Raw genomic sequence first — 18,086 nt, forward strand, 5'->3', positions numbered from 1 at the left:
TAAACGTGTGAAGTAAAGATGACAGAAAAGAAACAAGGTAGAAGAAGTGCAAAAGACGCGGAGGAGACGCGATTTTTGATCATGACGGTTGCTGCGGATATGTTCTGTGAGCATGGTTATGATAGCGTTTCGCTTCGTAACATCAGTGAAAAAGCAGGCGTATCGCATAGCCTTATCCGCCACCACTTTGGTAGCAAAGAAAAGATTTGGCATGCTATAAGCGATTGTTTACATGGTTATTTTCAGTCTTATATTGCTAAAATCATGGATGAGCTTCCAAAAGATGCAGCGCCAAACATTACTATCTATTTATTTAGTATGCGCCTCTTTAGCAACATGATTCACTCACGTAAGCCGATGCAACTTATCACCGACTCTGTTCGCCAAAAAGATAACTTAGTTGATTACTTTATCGACAATGTTGGCAATGTTGAAAAAGAAATCAATATGCTAGCTGAGCAGTATAATGAGGCGAATCCTGAAAACTTGATCAACATTTATGAGATTAAGTGGAAAATGATCATGTACGCGCATGGAGCCGTATGCCTAACTCCGTTCATGGAAAGCACATGGAACGAAGGCGAGATGCAGTCAACACCTGAAGAAGCATTATTAAAACATTGGCAGTTATTCAACACACAAATGCTCAGCACGTTCAACATCAATGAAGAATGGGCACTGAATCCTACCTCGATCGAAGAATTAGTTTATGACGTACCTTGCGTATGGAAGTGCGAACAAGACTAAGTAACGCTGAGGCCTTTGTACTCGACATTTAAATTGCCTTGATACGAAAATGCCCCATGACTGATCACAGTCATGGGGCATTTTTATATTGGCTCAGGTTAATACTTTCGAATTAATAAACGCGATAAACATCAACTCCAACAAGACTAGCGTCGCGCTTTACCGCGGTTTTGGTGAATTTTTAGCTTTGCTTTCATCTTACGTTTTTCTGATGAACGACTCTTACTACGCCCCCCTCGTTCTGGTGCCACGTCTTTTTCAAGGCTTGGTTCAAAGCCCTCTAACCACTCTTGAGGCAAGCGTGTATCAAGTAATCGCTCAATGTCACCCAGGAGATAAGCTTCATCCTGACTCATCAAAGATATCGCTAAACCGCTGTTGCCTGCACGGCCAGTTCGTCCAATACGGTGAACGTAGTCTTCTGCTTTGAATGGCAGGTCATAATTCACAACTTGTTCTAGCTGCTGAATATCGATACCACGTGCTGCCACGTCGGTTGCGATCAACGCGCGAACTTTGCCTGACTTGAAATCGTCCAGTGCTTTTTGACGCGCACCCTGGCTCTTATCGCCATTGATTGATGCGGCTTTAATACCATCTAACTTAAGCTCTTTAACCAGAGCATCAGTGCCCTGCTTAGTTTTTGTGAACACCAACACTTGTTGCCAGTTTTTTGAGCCAATCAAATACGCTAATAATTCACTTTTACGCGACTTATCTACCGGGTAAACCATCTGTGTTACGGTTTCAGCAGTGCTGTTTTTTGGCGTAACTTGAATTTCACTCGGCTTTTGCATCATACGGTGTGCAATCGCTTTGATTTTGTTATCAAACGTTGCAGAGAAGAACAGGGTTTGACGTACTTCGTTCATGCGAGAAAGAATGCGCTTAATGTCCGGCATAAAGCCCATGTCTAACATGCGATCCGCTTCATCCAGTACCAATACTTCGGTATGGCTTAGCATGATGTTCTTGGTAAACATATGGTCAATAAGACGACCAGGCGTCGCTACAAGAATATCAGCGCCGCCGCGCAGGTTATCAGTTTGAACCTTCATGCTAACGCCTCCATAAGCCACAACGACTTTAATATCGGTACCTTTTGCGTACTCGGTTACGTTATCAAACACCTGTTGTGCTAATTCACGCGTTGGCACTAACACAAGCGCACGCACTAACTTTGGATTTGGAATAATGTTGTCTTTGGTCTCGATTAATCTTTGAATAATCGGCAAACCAAATGCCGCTGTTTTGCCTGTACCCGTTTGAGCACCAGCTAATACATCTTTGCCTTCTAATACCAATGGAATCGCTTGTTCTTGAACACTGGTAGGAGCCGTAAAATTAAGCTCTGCTAACGTAGCAAGAAGGTGCTCAGATAATCCAAGTTGGTTAAAAGATTTGGTAGATTCAGACATAGTATGATGCTCAACGATTAAATAGGCGCGGATTGTAGCAAACCTGCATTACGCTGTTTACCTTTCCTTTTGATTTTTCTTCAATTGAAGCGTACTAAACTGGTTAGCTTGCTCTAAAACCAATGGATAAAGCTCATTAAAGTGACACTGCAACGTATCATAGTGGTACTCAAGGTCAGCATAACAGTTTTTGAGCATGCCTAGTTTGGGCCTTCTTATAGCCATTCGTTGCAGTACCATATCGATTGAAGACATGTCTTGATAACTTTCTAACCATCGTTGTTCCGCCATTTTCTGATGGATAGTAATAAAACTCTCAGGCCAATGTGGTTCTTGATGTGCGAAAATTTGTTGGTGGGAATCCAGGCAAAAACGTTCCAGTGTCTGTTGTGAGAATTTCTCCCAATGATTGGCTAAGCAATGATCCCAAAATACATCGAGAGCAATAGGAGCAAAGCGCCGTGTTTGAACTGAAAAGAGTGATTTGGCTGAGCGCGACACATCATGGAGGTCGGTGTAACTGTCCACGAATCGATGAAGTCTGATGCCATTTGCAAGCGAAGTTGAATAATGCTTATTCGGATCGCCTTTAACAAAATCACCTAACAGATTTCCTGCCAAGTTACTCTTGCAATGTTGCGCGATGTGAAGATGTGCGAGAAAGTTCATTGAACCTCATTAAAGTATCGAGAACTAAGTAATATGGTAAACGTACTCGTTTATCTTCGCGAACTTTAATGAGGATAGTTTTGATTGACGTGTGAGCAAATGAGGTTTGCTCAGTTTAAGAGTTGTCTAATTTGGGAAACATTGAGCTATGGAAGTATTGAGCTTTAGTATACCCAAAACTTAATAAAACTTTAGTTTGAAGAGTTAAAAAGTTCTTCTGCTAATTGTTTAACCGTCTGCTCATAGTCAGATAAATCAATACCAATTTCCATGGCATCTAACAACTCAAGACTTTCGTCATTAAAAGATTGGTCACTCATAGTGCCCCCTCTATTCCTTGGTGTGGACATAATGTCCTGTTAACTAGTGCACCATCTTGGACTTATATTATGTCACTTTGATGAACGCACTCTACTTTACCCATTCCATATTTATAGCTTAAAGCTACTCGCGGTCATCAGCGCCTTTTTACGCTAAAGGGGTATACGCGAACGACATATGTACTGCCACCTTACACTAAGTACAACCATTTACTCTAACAATTTTGAACCAGATCATAGTCAAACGTTTGCTTAGGCCATCAAGTTTTTGAAAATACGCCTCAGTGTAAACCAAGATTTACACTGGATGTTTTTAATTACACAAAGCATTGCATTTGGAATTAAACTCAATCAGAATACTTGAAAATCGAGATATTCTTTGGGTTTATGCACTTAAGCTAGAAGAATTACAATGAAAATACACTCTAACGTAAAGAATTATATACAATGAATAAATCAAAGGTTTTTGGTAGTACTTTGATCATTGCTGGTACCACAATTGGTGCTGGCATGCTCGCTCTTCCCCTTGCTTCTGCAGGTATCGGCTTTTCCACTTCACTTTTCTTGATGTTGGGTTTGTGGGCATTAATGGCATTTACGGCTCTATTAATGGTAGAGCTTCATCAATTCGCAGAATCTGACGCAACCCTACACACTTTAGCTCACACAATTTTAGGGACAAAAGGAAAGTGGATTGCGAGCTTCGCGGTGATGTTTCTGTTTTACGCTTTATGTGCGGCATACATCGCGGGCGGTGGTGCCCAGTTTAACCAACGTATTTCGGATATCGCGGGTATCGAGCTCAACTCTCAAATCACCACTCTTCTATTCACACTGTTAGTTGCAGGCGTTGTAACTATTGGTACACACAGTGTCGACAAAGTTAACCGCGTTTTATTTGGGTTAAAGCTAATCGCAATGGTTTTAGTTCTAAGTTTCTTAGCACCAAACATTACCTCTCAGTACCTAATGAGTATGCCATTGCAGCAAGGTCTTATTGTTGCAGCAATTCCTGTCGTATTTACTTCTTTCGGTTTCCACGGCAGCATTCCATCGATCGTTCGCTATTTAGATGGCGATGTTCGCTCTTTACGTAAAGTAATGATTATTGGCTCAGCACTACCTTTAGTTATCTACGTTTTCTGGCAGAGTGTGACTTTAGGTGTGATTAGCCAAGAACAACTATTGTCAGATACAAGCTTGGGCGCGCTTTTAGTATCTCTATCGCAAACCGTTCACCAATCCAACCTGAGCGTGATCGTCGGTGTATTCGCGGACCTTGCACTACTGACTTCTTTTATTGGCGTAAGTTTAGGGTTATTTGAATTCATGGGTGATTCTCTTAGCAATAAGCTTGGCAACGGCAAACGTGCAAAAACAGCGGTTATCACCTTCTTACCACCACTTGGTTTTGCTCTGTTTTACCCTCAAGGATTCATCACAGCATTGGGCTACGCAGCTATTGCGCTTTCTGTGCTGGCAATCCTTTTACCTACCGTCATGGTTTACAAGATTCGTTACACTGACTTCTCTGTTCAATCGCAAGGGACAGGAACGACTTACCAAGTATTAGGTGGAAGCAAAGCACTGTTTTTAGCTGGCACTATTGGTATATTTATCATTGCTATCCAAATCTTGATTTCAGTAGGGTTATTACCGTCACTTGGCTAATAAAGGGATCTGAGATTGAATAAGTTGATCGATATCTCATAATTGATATCTCCATATCATTAATTTTCACAGTTACCTGGATTAGATCACATTTTTATTAGGGTCGGTTATTTAGAGTCCACGGTAAAGGATTTACCGTGGAGTTTTTATGAAAGAAGTACAGTTTCGAACGATAGACAAGTTGTTTATCAAAATGTCTATTAACGATAAGTTTTGGGTCATTTTCTTAATATTTTTGGCCGCAGTGGTAAGCTTATCTGGTTTAAACTACGTCAGTAAAATGGACCAAATTGACGCTAGTGCAAAACAGCAGGTTGAGTATCAACTTAAAGGTATTTTGTCTGCATCAGAATCACCTGCCTCTATCGACTCAGTTCGCCAACAATCACGCCCTCAAGAAACCAATGTACTCAACAATGGTTCTGTTACGGCAACCGCGTTAGCGAAAGATGGTAACTACTACTCACTGACTGTTTCCGATATCAATACACAAAATCAAAAGCAAAAGCAACAAGCACTATACACCTTCTTACTCAGTCTCTTATGGTGTGTCCCTTTTGGTATTTTCTGCTATTGGGTAGCGACCTTCTTAGGCGGCGCGCTTTGGGTACTTTATTCAACCACTCAAAAGATTGGTGACGGTGACTTAACCTCACGACTTGGTTTCCACCCAGGCCGTGATGAGTTTGGTACGATTGGTTGTGCACTCGACCGCTCAATGGACACACTTAGCGAGCTCGTAGACAATGTAAACCACAGCGCTGCGACACTAAGCGAAACGTCTGCATCTTTTGAAACAGAGATGAAACGCAGTGAAACTCAAATTATGAGCCAAAACGCGTCACTGGATTCCGTTGCAACAGCAATGGACCAAATGACCGCGTCAGCCAATGAAGTTTCTAATATTTCAGCTCGTTCAACAGAACAAACAGAACAAGACGCACAACAAATTAACGATAGCCACGCTAAGGTTCAGCAAGCCATCTCAGAGATCACCACCCTTTCTTCTTTGATTGAGCAAACTTCTTCTTCTGTTACTAGCCTCAACGTAAACACTAGTCAAATTAATGAAGTCATCACGACGATCAACGCTATTTCAGAGCAAACTAACTTACTTGCATTAAATGCTGCGATTGAAGCGGCTCGTGCGGGTGAACAAGGTCGTGGTTTTGCTGTTGTTGCTGATGAAGTAAGAACCCTAGCAAGTAGAACTCAGTCTGCTACAGTTGAGATCCAAACAATGATTGAGCGTCTTCAACAAGAAAGCCAAAATATTGCAAAGATTACCGAACAAACCGTTGACCAAGCACAAACCAGTAGTCATCTAATTTCTGATATTGGCCATGACGTTCACTCTATCGCTGACTCAGCGCAAGCGTTAATGGACATGAGTATTCAAATAGCGACCTCGGCCGATGAACAAAGTAATGTTGCGAACACGATTGCTGCAGAGCTTAATGATATTCGCAGCCAATCTGATGTAATTAAAGACGTCGCACAGAATTCTTCAAATGGTGTATCTAAGCTGACAGAAGCATCGGTTTCTCTGTCTCAGACACTAGCGAGATACCGCACTTAACGACGAGATATACGAGACAAGCAGCGTGAAGCAACTTGTTCCAAAACCAGTTAACCCAAAAGGACTCGTAAGAGTCCTTTTTTATTGGGGTTTTGTGTATCTAATTAACCATTGATAACTAAGCTTAGCGTCGCAAGATACTAAGTACTGGGGATATAGCGGGTAAAGGAAACAGAAAATAAACAAGAAAAATTGGTCCAGAATGCTTCAAAGAGACATCGTTAGACTGCTAAGCAACCCATTACTCAGAAAACTCACAGAGTAAAAACAATGCAACATGGCCACCTGTATGCCCGTTAACTATCAGATTATCATTACCATGAAGTTAGTCGCAAAGGAGAGATTATAAGCAGTCAAAACTGTCTAATAATCGAGCTTAGGAGTAATCTAATAGTACGGGTCTTATTTTCGCTTACCCTCTTGCTGCAGGTGACACATAATGAATAAAACAGAAGCACCGAACACCGAAAACATCACGTGCCCTTTATGCCAACACGACGAATATCTGCTTTCAGAAAGTGGAGAGAAGTTTACTTGCGCATCTTGCGGTTTTCATACCAAACAATTTAGTAAAGTCATTAGTCTTGAGCTCGGCTCTACCCCACCAAAGCTCCCGAACTCGGTATACCCCCACTTGAACAGTGCTTGCCATTAATCCAAACCGAAATTTCTTCCAAACTGTATATATCCTGAGCCGCTAGTTCTGTAGAGCCGGCTTCTGGATATACGCTTAATTCTTCAATACTTGGGCGCAGTCGGAACGATTGAATACCAGCACGCACACCAGCCTCAATCCCCTTCAAAGTGTCATCCACATAAATACATTCATTGGGTAAAAAGCCCATATTCATAGCTGTATACATAATAAGGTCAGGTTCTGGCTTCCAGCTATTGGCGTCAAAAGCCGAAAACACTTTGCCTTTGAAGTCGTCAAGCATACCTGTCATCGCTAATGAAGATTCAACTCGAGATTTAGGTGCATTGGAAGCAATACAAAATTCGATATCTTGTCGCTTAAGGAATTCAATAAGCTCTATAGCACCATCCATTGGCTTTAAATGGCGCTGGAACAATGCTTCTAGTTCTGTTCGATATAACGGCTCAAGCGTATCGATCGAGATAGAAAGCCCTAAACGTTCCTGTGTATCCATCAATATATCGGCTAACTTCCCGCCTTGAAAGTGAGCATAACAATCATTGACGTTTAAACTAGCTCCAAAATCAGCAAACACATTCACTAAAGCTTGGCAGCAAAGCTTCTCACTATCAATCAGCGTTCCATCACAATCAAAAATCACACATTTAGTCTGTTCTAGCCGCATAGGTATTTCACTCACATCAAATCCAAGCTTTATCCTATAGGGTTATCTTAATGCTAGAGATGACTTAGGTAACAGTTTACCGATGCGCACTTATTTATCTTCGCAAAATATGCAGCTGATCACTTAATAGCTAAAGTTAAGCAACAGGTTTCACCAAATTAAATCAACTTTATTAGAACCAAATGCTGCCATGTTTACAAAAGCAAATGAATATCAGTTCAAAATATAAAGGGACTTGGCTAATGTTCTGAAGAAAAAGGCCAACTGGAGAGTGTTATAAAGGTTAAAGAGAGCATCTGCTTAAGCTAATGATGGCGACAATCGCCTACACAGTACTTAACTCACTCTTTGCAGACACTGTTTGCTGTAGGTCAGTTGCATCTTTTGGAGCGACAGTAGCTTGTAAATTGATCACGTGACGTGAATCCTCGGTATCAGGATAAGTATCTCTTATCGCGACGAACTCAGCTAAGTGATTCAATAAGATCTTGGTCAGCTTAGGGTCGAATTGATAACCACACTCTCGCTCAAACAAGTCCACAACCATCTCTAATGGCCATGGCTCTTTGTAGCAACGAGTACTAAGTAGGGCATCAAATACATCAGCCACTGCAGTAATGCGAGCAAACAGATGAATTTCCTCACCAACCTTACCACTAGGATAACCCGCTCCGTCCCAACGCTCATGGTGCTCGTTAGCAATGATCGCAGCAAGGTTAGTAATGTCACCAGCACCGCTTTTCAATAAGTTGTAGCCAGCTGTAGTATGTAATTTCATCACCTCCCACTCTTGTGGCGTTAACTTGCCAGGCTTATCCAAGATCGATTCCGGTACCGAAATTTTTCCGACATCATGCATCGGGCTGATTATCTCAATCATCTCGACCTCACGATGACTTAAGCCGTGATGCTTGGCGAGTAATGCTGATAATTTAGCGACACGTTTAACGTGATTCCCTGTCTCACCAGAGCGGGTTTCAATGGCCTCACCCAATACATGAATCATGTCCTTTTGAACATTTAGTGTCTGCTTCTGAAGGGCTAGGATTCGTTTGTTCTTCTTCGCTAACTCTTTCTTCTGACGTAAAGTAATGAACTGCATTACGATAATCAGACTCAACCCTGCAATCACCATGATCAAACCCAACAGTATTTGGAAATTCTTACGTATGAAAGAAGCTGGTTCATTGATGACTACCGATTGTTCAGGAAGTGCACTCTTGTTAATACCAAACTTATTCATTGCAGGGTAATTAAAGACAAAACGTATATTATCACCCGGAATTAAAGGGGCAGAAAATCCGAGCGGCACGTATTTATCCAAAGCATTGACCGCCTCTTCCCCCATACTTTGTGAATGATTTACATAGCCACCGAATACATCACCTAAGATGTTAAATTGCCAAAGCGCAAATACAGGTGCCGCGCTCGAAGTTGACAGGATCTCCGCTACCTCTTTGTAAGAGTGGTAAATTGCTTTATGTAGCTCTGTGTTGTAGTGACTGAGTAACACAGCGTCATCAACAGAAATTGTCTTTAAGTATTGGCTCGCTTGTTCAAGCGTTTGACTTCCAATTTCAATCAAGTTGATATGCGGAAATCCAGCCATTACTTTATGCACTTCTTTTCGTATCAACTCAGACGTGACACTGTAATCATTTACAAAATATAAGTTCTTAAGGTTTGGTCTTAATTGCGCAATAAGCGCAATATTAATATCAATATGGTCATTCTCATACAGCACGGTCGCCTTGTCGGTGACCGCGTACATATCAGTACTAATATCATTGATACCAGCAGCAACAACAGGTGTCGAACGATCAATCACTGAGCTTAACGACTTAAGAAAATTTGCTGCGTTATCGTCAGTGACAATGACGCCATCAAACTTATACTCCGAATATTTAGTTTCGAAGTATGCTGCCAAAGCGTCGTAATACTCAGGGCTATGGATACGCTTGGTATCTAAGTATTCTACAGAGAGCTTTATTTCAGCTTTTGAGTGTTTGAACGCGTTTTCGATTCCTTTTTGGAAATCCGCGGTCCATTGGTAGGAAGGTTCGTAGGAGTGCAGAACTAGAATTTGTTTAATATCCCAGTCTTTAGCATGTGTAACAGGAGAAAAAGCGCTAACACACAATACAGCGATTGATATCAATAGCTTGTACATACAAAACCCTTTTTAAAAGATGGGGTATTGTACTCAGATTAACGCTTTCTCAAAGAATCTTTAGTTCTCAACCCATACTTGATCGCCAGAAGCATGATCTTGTGCCCAAAAATCATGTAACTGTTTAGCAAAGCCGTTGATATCTTGATCATTCTTATTAACAACATCCGATATCAACAGACAACTTGCACCTTGAGTCACAATCGCACTCGCCACAACATCGCCTTTTGTTGTCCCTACATAAAGCTCATGTTCGTCCGACAGCATTATCTGGCTTAAGAATTCCAACATGTGCGCTCTTTCGGTTTCATTTTGATAGGCACTGGCTTGGTTAAGAGAGAAAAGTACGGTCAGTTTATGGAAGTCGACTTTGTGCAATTCATCAATTTGAGTAGGAGTTTGGTCTTGCGGGAGGAGTTGGTAAGTCTTTTGAGAAAGTTGGTTTTTATAGATGTCTCGACCGAGGAGGCTCTCTTTTGCAGGATATGCAATATCGAGTTGACTAAATAGCCATTTATTTTTCTGGTGTGCAATTTCAGGTATTTCGTTATTCATTCTTTTAGTACCCACGGTTAGTATCCCCAAATATCACAGTTATTTGGAAGACATATGGTCGACTGAGGTGCCGAACTACAAGCAGAAAGGATACAGAGCATGATCAAAGCCAACAAGTACTTTAAATGCTTCATCTTTTTCATTATCCAACAACATCCTTTAAGAACTTAACGAAAAGCTCTACACTCGTATTCAAGCTTTCAATATCCTTATAGTAAACAGAACTATATAAATAAAAAGGACTTCTTATGAAAAAAGCCTTAATAACAGCAGGTATCATCGCAATGTTAACTGGCTGTTCGGACAACGAGGTTGGCGACGTCTCACTGGGTTTCTTCACAATGAAAGATATCAAGATGTCTTCTTTAGATGACGATAAGATCGCAGGTGTGACTTGCCATATCGCATCAATAGAGGCAAACCTCAGCCTTTCTGATCCAAGTGATAGCTCTATTTCTTGTCGTCAAACAGGTGAAATCACACCAGAAATGATTGCTCAAATTGACAAAAGCAAGTCAGGCGAAGTGGTATTTAAGAAATCAAAGAGTATTTTCTTCAAGACAATGAAGGTTCGCCGTATTTACGATGCAGAGAATCAATCACTGCTCTACTTGTCTTACACTACAAAGGAAACAGAAGGTAGCTTCAAACACAGCCTTTCAACTGTTCCGCTATGGGGTACAAAGGCTTACGTTGATCCCGCAACGTTAGTACCAACAGAATAGCGACAAGCGAATAGTCTTACGTAAATAGTCAAGCGAATCACCTGTACAGACATTGTACAGGTGATTCAAAATGTAATAAAAATGAAAGAAACAGAAATAAAATGTGATATCATGCGGCAAAATTTTTTCACTGTATTTTTCATATGAAGTTTCCTGGACAGCGTAAATCTAAGCACTACTTTCCAACTCACGCACGTGATCCGTTGGTCAACCAAATTCAACAAACACCCAAGCTACACCGCGCAACAATTGTCGGTGTTGGTCAAACGATTGTTGATATCGAAGCCCGTGTTGATAACGCGTTCTTAGAAAAATACGAGCTGAGTAAAGGTCACTCGCTAGTATTGGAAGAAAGTAAAGCAGATGCGCTATATGAAGAGTTAGTTGAGCGCGGTTTGATCACACATCAATACCCTGGCGATACTATTGGTAATACACTGCACAATTATTCCGTACTCGCAGACAGCAAATCTGTTCTGCTTGGCGTCATGTCTAAGAAAATTGAAGTTGGCTCATTTGGTTATCGTTACCTATGCCGCACTTCTTCTCGTATGAACTTAAACCACCTACAAACTGTTGATGGTCCTATTGGTCGTTGTTATACGCTCATTACCGAAGATGGCGAACGTACATTCGCGATTAACGAAGGACACATGAATCAACTGCTTCCTGAAAGCATTCCTGAGCAGGTTTTCGAAAAAGCCTCAGCGTTAGTCGTCTCTTCATACTTAATGCGCGGTAAGCCAGAAGATCCAATGCCAAAAGCCGTGCAAAAAGCAATTGAATACGCGAAATCGCACAATGTGCCTGTTGTACTCACGCTTGGTACTAAATACGTGATCGAAGGAAATGCTGAATGGTGGCAAGAATACCTAAAAGAAAACGTTACTATCGTTGCGATGAACGAAGATGAGGGTGAAGCTCTAACTGGCGAGAAAGATCCTCTACTTGCGGCTAATAAAGCACTTGAATGGGTAGACCTAGTGCTATGTACTGCTGGCCCAATCGGTCTTTACATGGCTGGCTACACAGACGAGTTAGCGAAGCGTGAAACGACTCTGCCATTGTTACCTGGTAACATCCCAGAGTTCAATAAGTATGAATTCAGCCGTGCAATGCGTAAGCAAGACTGCCAAGACCCAGTGAAAGTATACTCTCACATAGGCCCTTACTTAGGTGGTCCACTAGAGATTAAAAACACCAACGGTGCTGGCGATGGCGCGCTTTCTGCTCTATTACACGATATGGCAGCGAACAGCTACCACCACGTGAACGTGCCGAACTCAGAAAAACATGAATACACGTGCCTAACGTACTCGTCATTGTCCCAAATTTGTAAGTACGCAAACCGTGTAAGCTACGAAGTGTTGACTCAGCACTCTCCTCGCCTTTCTCGCGCGCTACCAGAACGCGAAGATAGTTTAGAAGAAACATACTGGGATCGTTAATCAGGCTTTAGCTAATTAGCTTTATTAGCTGGTGAGACTTTCCAGAACTAAAAGGGCTGCTATATGCAGCCCTTTTAGTATCAAACGATAATGTAAGTACAACCGAAGGTAATCAAATCGAATATTTTGCTCGTTTAAGATTTGATCTCGCGCAATGACTCTTTAGATCTGTTATCTTCCAGCACATAATTCGTGTGGTTTGCCTTTACTTGGCAAATTTATACAGTACTATCGCCACGCAAACGTTTACGTACCACCTTTCGGTTCTGATATAAGGATCAAATATGCTATCTGATATTGATATTTGTCGCTCAACTCCCCTTAAAAACATCAGTGAGGTTGCCAAACACGCTGGCTTACAAAATAACGAACACCAGCCACTAGGGCAATATAAGTCAAAGGTGTCTCTAACGTCACTGGAGCGTCTCGCTAACCAACAAGATGGTAAGTTGGTTGTCGTAACAGCGATTACTCCGACGCCGCTCGGTGAAGGTAAAACCGTTACCACAATCGGACTAGCACAAGGGCTCGCTAAGATTAACCAATCGGCAATGGCCTGTATTCGTCAGCCTTCAATGGGTCCAGTATTCGGCGTTAAAGGCGGTGCTGCAGGCGGTGGATATTCTCAAGTAGCCCCAATGGAACAATTAAACCTGCATCTGACTGGCGATATTCATGCTGTAACAGCTGCTCACAACCTCGCATCTGCCGCGATTGACGCACGTTTGTATCACGAGCAACGTGAAGGTTTAGGAGCTTTTGAAGCGCGCTCTGGCTTAAAAGCCTTAGATATCGATCCCAACAGAATCGTGTGGCGTCGTGTGCTCGATCACAATGACCGCGCACTTCGTATGCTCACCGTTGGAAAAAATGAAGCCGGTAAAACGATTAATGGCTTTGAGCGTGAAGACGGATTTGATATCTCAGCAGCTTCAGAGTTAATGGCAATACTCGCATTGGCGAATAACCTTCAAGACTTGCGTAAACGTATCGGTCGAGTGGTACTTGCGTATAACCAGCACGGCTTACCGCTAACGGCAGATGACTTCAGCGTTGCAGGGGCGATGACCGTAACAATGAAAGATTCTATCGAGCCTACATTGATGCAAACCCTTGAAGGCGTTCCTACGTTAATTCACGCTGGGCCATTCGCAAACATTGCACATGGCAACTCATCCATCATTGCCGATAAAATAGCATTGAAGCTTAGTGACTTTGTTGTAACTGAAGGTGGGTTCGGCTCAGATATGGGCTTTGAAAAAGCGTGCAACATAAAAGTGAAGGCGTCGAACAAGAAACCTGACTGCGCAGTTGTCGTTGCAACATTACGCGGCTTAAAGGCGAACTCTGGATTATACGATTTAAGACCAGGGAATCCCTTACCAGATTCAATTTTTAGTGATGACCAAGACGCGCTGATAGCAGGCTTTGAAAACCTTAAATGGCATATCAACAATGTCAAACAGTACGGTGTATCTATTGTCATTGCAATCAACCGCTTCCCACAAGACTCAATTCAAGAGCTAAACGCTTTAAAACAGATGATCATCGATTTTGACCCAAGTGCTCGCGTTGAAATAAGCGAAGCATTTGGCAAAGGCGGTGAAGGTGCCACTCAACTAGCGCATGCCGTCGTAAAAGCTTGCCAAGATAACAATGAGTTCAAGCCGTTGTATCAATCTGAACAGAGTTTGGAAGAGAAACTGATGGCAGTTGCTGAAGTTGGCTACGGGGCATCAAGCATTACATTATCAGCTCTTGCGAAACAACAGCTTGAGGAATTTAACAAACACGGCTTTAACGGCCTATCGGTTTGCTTGGCAAAAACGCCGTTGTCTATCTCGACAGAAGCACACATAAAAGGAGCGCCGGCTCATTTTGACGTTCCTGTTAGAGAATTAAAACTGTGTGCTGGTGCGGGCTTTATTTATGCTTTGTGTGGCAATGTGATGACCATGCCTGGGTTACCTGATAAACCTGCATTTATGTCGTTGGATATTGATGACAAAGGGGACATCATCGGGTTAAGTTAATCAATACAATATCTTAGTTCAATTGAGAAGCTCACCAACGATTTGCCTACTCGCCATCTAACGAATTAGCCTGTTACGAGTAGGCATCATTTAGCGTTGTTTATTATTACTTAATCAATCAATTAGCAACCCCAATTGCAAAAAGTTGCACTAAAACCATAATAATATGCAAATCTTGTTTTAAGTTCTGGGTCAAGATCACATTAAAAACCCTATAAAATATATAGTATTGCGCTGATTCTTTAAGGACAGCGATGAATACGAGTATAAAAAAGCTAATCAGTCAATTTCTGTGCACCTTATTTGCGCTAGGATTAGTCCCTGCCCTCTATATTAACTCCGAGCTTGATAGGGTCGAGGCTCAGCACGCGTTAAATATTAAACAGTCTAGCCAAAATCAAATCGAATATAGCTTCAATGAGCTTGCTGTTATTGTCGATCAAATCTCAAACTCTGTTCCTGCCATTGCCGATTCACGGACACTGCTACGCGCAATTGAAGAGCCTTCAACTATCAATAGAGAAACATTAGAAGATCTTTGGGTAATGCTGGCTCGTGGCCAACAATATTACTCTCAACTTCGCTATCTCGATCTAGAGGGTAATGAAGTTTTTCGTATAAATTACAACAACAAAAAAGCAAAGATAGTTCCAAATAACAAGTTACAAGACAAATCAGCTCGTGCTTACTTTAAAACACTTCAGCAGTTAAAAATTGGAGAAGTTAGCTCTAATGGGATTGATCTGGAGATTGAAAATGGTGAGATCGTCCACCCACTGATCCCAGCACTGCGAATAATGACGCCAGTTGCTTCAGGCAACCGTATTCTCGGATATTTTATTGCCAACCTAAACATGCTTGAAATATACGACCGCCTTCTGTATCAAATCGGCACATCGTATGTTGTTCCCGTCATACTCAACCAAACGGGGCATGTCATCATGGGGCCCGATATTGAAGAATCATTTGGACACCTTATTGAGTCTCGTGCTGATAAAACTTACGCCAAGCTTTATCCAGAACTTTGGCGAGCGATTCAAGATGATCGCTCTTCAAGCTATTTTGATGGCAAAAACTGGTATTTCCATTCAAACATTAGTCCAAAAATAAAACAGTTTGAAGGGCCTATTTATATGGTTCTTCATATAAAAAATCAGCAAGTAAACAGTCAATACCAACGAGAGCAACACTCAATCCTGGTTCAGACGATTACTTTAGTTGTATTAATATCAATGATTTCAATCGGTTTCGTGCTTTGGAATATAAACCATAAAAAAAATAGTATTGAAAGCCAATTAGCAAAGGCAGCAATGAACGGTATGTCTGCATTGGTTATCACCGACAGAAACAACCGAATCATCAAGGTGAACCAAGAGTTTACTCGTGTCAGTGGCTACGAACTGGAAGATGTAAAAGGCCGCCAACCATCAATGTTTGCTTCTGGACGCTATAATCAAGAGTTTTACATTAAAATGTGGAGCGTAATTCAGAAAAAAGGCATGTGGGAAGGTGAAGTAGTCAATCGTCGCAAAGACGGGTCCTTAATTACTGAAATACTTCGAATTCAGACCATTAAAGATTCTAAAGGTGTCATCCAATTTTATGTCGCGTCTTTTGTTGATATCAGTAAACACAAAGAACTTGAGAAAAGGCTGCGAAACCTGAGTGAAAAAGATGCACTAGCAGAGTGTTGGAATCGACGTAAATTCGATCTTGAACTTCGCGATGAATGTTCCCGTGTCAACCGTTACCCAACCCGAGAGCAATCTTGCTTGGCGATCTTAGATATTGATCACTTCAAACGTATAAATGACAGGTTTGGGCACGATTACGGTGACCGCGTCATTCAAACAGTCGCTCAGGTACTACAACGTGAGTGCCGTGAAACCGATGTTGTTGCGCGCATCGGCGGTGAAGAATTTGGCATCATTCTGCCGCATACCACAACCGAAGAAGCAGAATACGTACTCAACCGTTTAAGAATCGCTGTGTGCATCGAACTGGACAACGTCGTTACCATTAGTGGTGGAATTACCAACCTAACGAACGACCCTGCCCTCAATTACAAGTGTGCTGATCTTGCCCTATACGAAGCGAAAGCTGCGGGTCGAAACAACGTATGTTTATTCCTAGACAGTGAGATGAGTGAAATCGCCTAACAGAAAATCAAGGCTGTTCCTTTAGGTTGTTAACCAAAGCGCTTGCCCACCTATTAGTAATTCATTCAACTTGGCGCAGGATAAAACTCTAAGTTATTCCCTTCGACCACAAGAATACAGTCCATGTTCGCCGCGTGAGCTGCCTGCTTACCAAGATTTGTATCTTCAAACACAACACACTGTTCCGGCTTCAAACCCATTCCAAAACAAGCATCAAGGAATGTATCTGGGTTTGGCTTGTGATTTTTAACGTCCGTGGCGGTCACTAAAATATCAAGCTTGTTTAGAATATCGGTTTTCTCTAACAATTGCTCGGCACTTTTACGTTGGCTCCCCGTCCCTACAGCGATTTTCTTACTACCCAAGTGTTCTAACAACAAAGAATGCGTACAAGGAATAATATCGCCTTTGTCTTCAATAGCCGCAAATGAAGCCATCTTAAAAGTAGATACAGCCTGTGGGTCAAGCGATAAGCCATATTTACTGTTCACTTCACCTGCTATTTTATAGCTAGGCATCCCGCCTAAACTGTGCAGCCAAGATGCCTCAAAATGAAAGCCGAACTGCTCTGCCGTTTTTTGCCATGCTTGTACATGGGCAGGCATCGTATCGATCAGCGTACCGTCCATATCAAAGATTAGTCCTTCATATGCAGCCAAATCTATTTTCATCACTACTACCACTCTTTAAGAAAGTTACTGATACCATAACCAATATTCAGTATCATGACCCCATATTACCGTTCAAAATGGATGTTTATGTTACAAATCTCAAACTCTGTTTCAATTCAAGACTGGGAAATTCAGTTAACTGCGATCAGAGCACAAGGAGCTGGCGGTCAAAACGTCAATAAAGTATCCAGCGCGATACACTTGCGTTTTGACATTAACCACTCAACACTACCTGATTTCTATAAAGAAAAACTGTTAGCACATAAAGATAACCGCATCACCAAAGATGGCGTGATTATCATTAAAGCTCAACAGTATAGGACTCAAGAACAAAATCGAGATGATGCCCTATTGCGTTTGAAGGAGTTGATCTTGGAGGCGACTAAAGTGCAAAAAGTCAGAAGAGCAACTAAGCCGACGCGTGGCTCTCAAAAGAGACGTTTGGAAAGTAAGAAGCAAAGAAGTACAACAAAACAACTCCGTGGAAGAGTAAGTTAGGCGATTCTAAGCCGTCTATAGAACACCACTCTACTGCATCACAGCTCTGTTTATTCAAGTAAATCGAACCATCAACACAATCACTAATATTGAATATCTAA

Annotated in this window: 15 protein-coding genes; 8 read left to right on the plus strand and 7 right to left on the minus strand. The window is 41.8% G+C overall.

Features of this window, described 5'->3' with window-relative positions; translation table 11 throughout:
* Positions 1-18: 18 nt before the first annotated feature.
* The gene (locus L8S15_RS08015) at positions 19-747 is read left to right on the plus strand and encodes a TetR/AcrR family transcriptional regulator (protein ID WP_280572463.1); all 729 of its coding nucleotides are present in this window, start codon (positions 19-21) and stop codon (positions 745-747) included.
* A gap of 146 nt (positions 748-893) precedes the next feature.
* Here the strand turns inward: L8S15_RS08015 and L8S15_RS08020 are convergent, their stop codons facing one another.
* From L8S15_RS08020 to L8S15_RS08030, 3 genes are all read right to left on the minus strand, one after another.
* Complete coding sequence (locus tag L8S15_RS08020; protein ID WP_102286106.1) at positions 894-2,165, minus strand: DEAD/DEAH box helicase; 1,272 nt, start codon at positions 2,163-2,165, stop codon at positions 894-896.
* Between the two features lie 57 nt (positions 2,166-2,222).
* The gene (locus L8S15_RS08025) at positions 2,223-2,834 is read right to left on the minus strand and encodes an ACP phosphodiesterase (protein WP_102286104.1); all 612 of its coding nucleotides are present in this window, start codon (positions 2,832-2,834) and stop codon (positions 2,223-2,225) included.
* A 191-nt stretch (positions 2,835-3,025) separates the two neighbouring features.
* Positions 3,026-3,154 carry a hypothetical protein gene (locus L8S15_RS08030; RefSeq protein ID WP_010429500.1) on the minus strand — a complete coding sequence of 43 codons (129 nt, stop codon included), beginning with the start codon at positions 3,152-3,154 and terminating at the stop codon, positions 3,026-3,028.
* Between the two features lie 447 nt (positions 3,155-3,601).
* On the opposite strand from L8S15_RS08030, the gene L8S15_RS08035 reads away from it, so the two are divergent.
* Together L8S15_RS08035 and L8S15_RS08040 are read left to right on the plus strand one after the other, a co-directional pair.
* A complete protein-coding gene (locus L8S15_RS08035; protein ID WP_016793676.1) occupies positions 3,602-4,825 on the plus strand; it encodes an aromatic amino acid transport family protein in 1,224 nt (407 codons plus the stop codon).
* A 148-nt stretch (positions 4,826-4,973) separates the two neighbouring features.
* Positions 4,974-6,404 (plus strand): methyl-accepting chemotaxis protein, encoded by a 1,431-nt coding sequence (locus tag L8S15_RS08040; protein ID WP_280572476.1) that lies wholly within the window; start codon positions 4,974-4,976, stop codon positions 6,402-6,404.
* Between the two features lie 596 nt (positions 6,405-7,000).
* Here L8S15_RS08040 and L8S15_RS08045 read toward each other — a convergent pair.
* The 3 genes from L8S15_RS08045 to L8S15_RS08055 all read right to left on the minus strand — a co-directional run bounded on the left by L8S15_RS08045 (position 7,001) and on the right by L8S15_RS08055 (position 10,451).
* Positions 7,001-7,726, minus strand: coding sequence for an HAD-IA family hydrolase (locus L8S15_RS08045; RefSeq protein WP_016768765.1), 726 nt, complete (start codon positions 7,724-7,726; stop codon positions 7,001-7,003).
* A gap of 325 nt (positions 7,727-8,051) precedes the next feature.
* Positions 8,052-9,896 (minus strand): HD domain-containing phosphohydrolase, encoded by a 1,845-nt coding sequence (locus L8S15_RS08050; protein ID WP_016794994.1) that lies wholly within the window; start codon positions 9,894-9,896, stop codon positions 8,052-8,054.
* Positions 9,897-9,956: 60 nt separating this feature from the next.
* On the minus strand, positions 9,957-10,451 hold the full coding sequence (locus L8S15_RS08055; protein WP_010429480.1) for a hypothetical protein: 495 nt from the start codon (positions 10,449-10,451) through the stop codon (positions 9,957-9,959).
* Positions 10,452-10,699: 248 nt separating this feature from the next.
* Here L8S15_RS08055 and L8S15_RS08060 point away from each other — a divergent pair, with 248 nt between their 5' ends.
* From L8S15_RS08060 to L8S15_RS08075, 4 genes are all read left to right on the plus strand, one after another.
* Complete coding sequence (locus tag L8S15_RS08060) at positions 10,700-11,176, plus strand: CreA family protein (protein ID WP_010429477.1); 477 nt, start codon at positions 10,700-10,702, stop codon at positions 11,174-11,176.
* A 143-nt stretch (positions 11,177-11,319) separates the two neighbouring features.
* Positions 11,320-12,624, plus strand: coding sequence for an inosine/guanosine kinase (locus L8S15_RS08065; RefSeq protein WP_010429474.1), 1,305 nt, complete (start codon positions 11,320-11,322; stop codon positions 12,622-12,624).
* Between the two features lie 284 nt (positions 12,625-12,908).
* The gene (locus L8S15_RS08070) at positions 12,909-14,657 is read left to right on the plus strand and encodes a formate--tetrahydrofolate ligase (RefSeq protein WP_016792004.1); all 1,749 of its coding nucleotides are present in this window, start codon (positions 12,909-12,911) and stop codon (positions 14,655-14,657) included.
* Between the two features lie 254 nt (positions 14,658-14,911).
* The gene (locus L8S15_RS08075; protein WP_280572485.1) at positions 14,912-16,816 is read left to right on the plus strand and encodes a diguanylate cyclase; all 1,905 of its coding nucleotides are present in this window, start codon (positions 14,912-14,914) and stop codon (positions 16,814-16,816) included.
* Positions 16,817-16,881: 65 nt separating this feature from the next.
* On the opposite strand, the gene L8S15_RS08080 is transcribed toward L8S15_RS08075, so the two are convergent.
* On the minus strand, positions 16,882-17,487 hold the full coding sequence (locus tag L8S15_RS08080) for a beta-phosphoglucomutase family hydrolase (RefSeq protein WP_016793674.1): 606 nt from the start codon (positions 17,485-17,487) through the stop codon (positions 16,882-16,884).
* Positions 17,488-17,574: 87 nt separating this feature from the next.
* On the opposite strand from L8S15_RS08080, the gene arfB reads away from it, so the two are divergent.
* On the plus strand, positions 17,575-17,985 hold the full coding sequence (arfB, locus tag L8S15_RS08085) for an alternative ribosome rescue aminoacyl-tRNA hydrolase ArfB (protein ID WP_016768716.1): 411 nt from the start codon (positions 17,575-17,577) through the stop codon (positions 17,983-17,985).
* The last annotated feature ends 101 nt before the right edge of the window (positions 17,986-18,086 follow it).

It is taken from the genome of Vibrio sp. S/42/10, assembly GCF_029890535.1.
Classification (GTDB): domain Bacteria; phylum Pseudomonadota; class Gammaproteobacteria; order Enterobacterales; family Vibrionaceae; genus Vibrio; species Vibrio cyclitrophicus.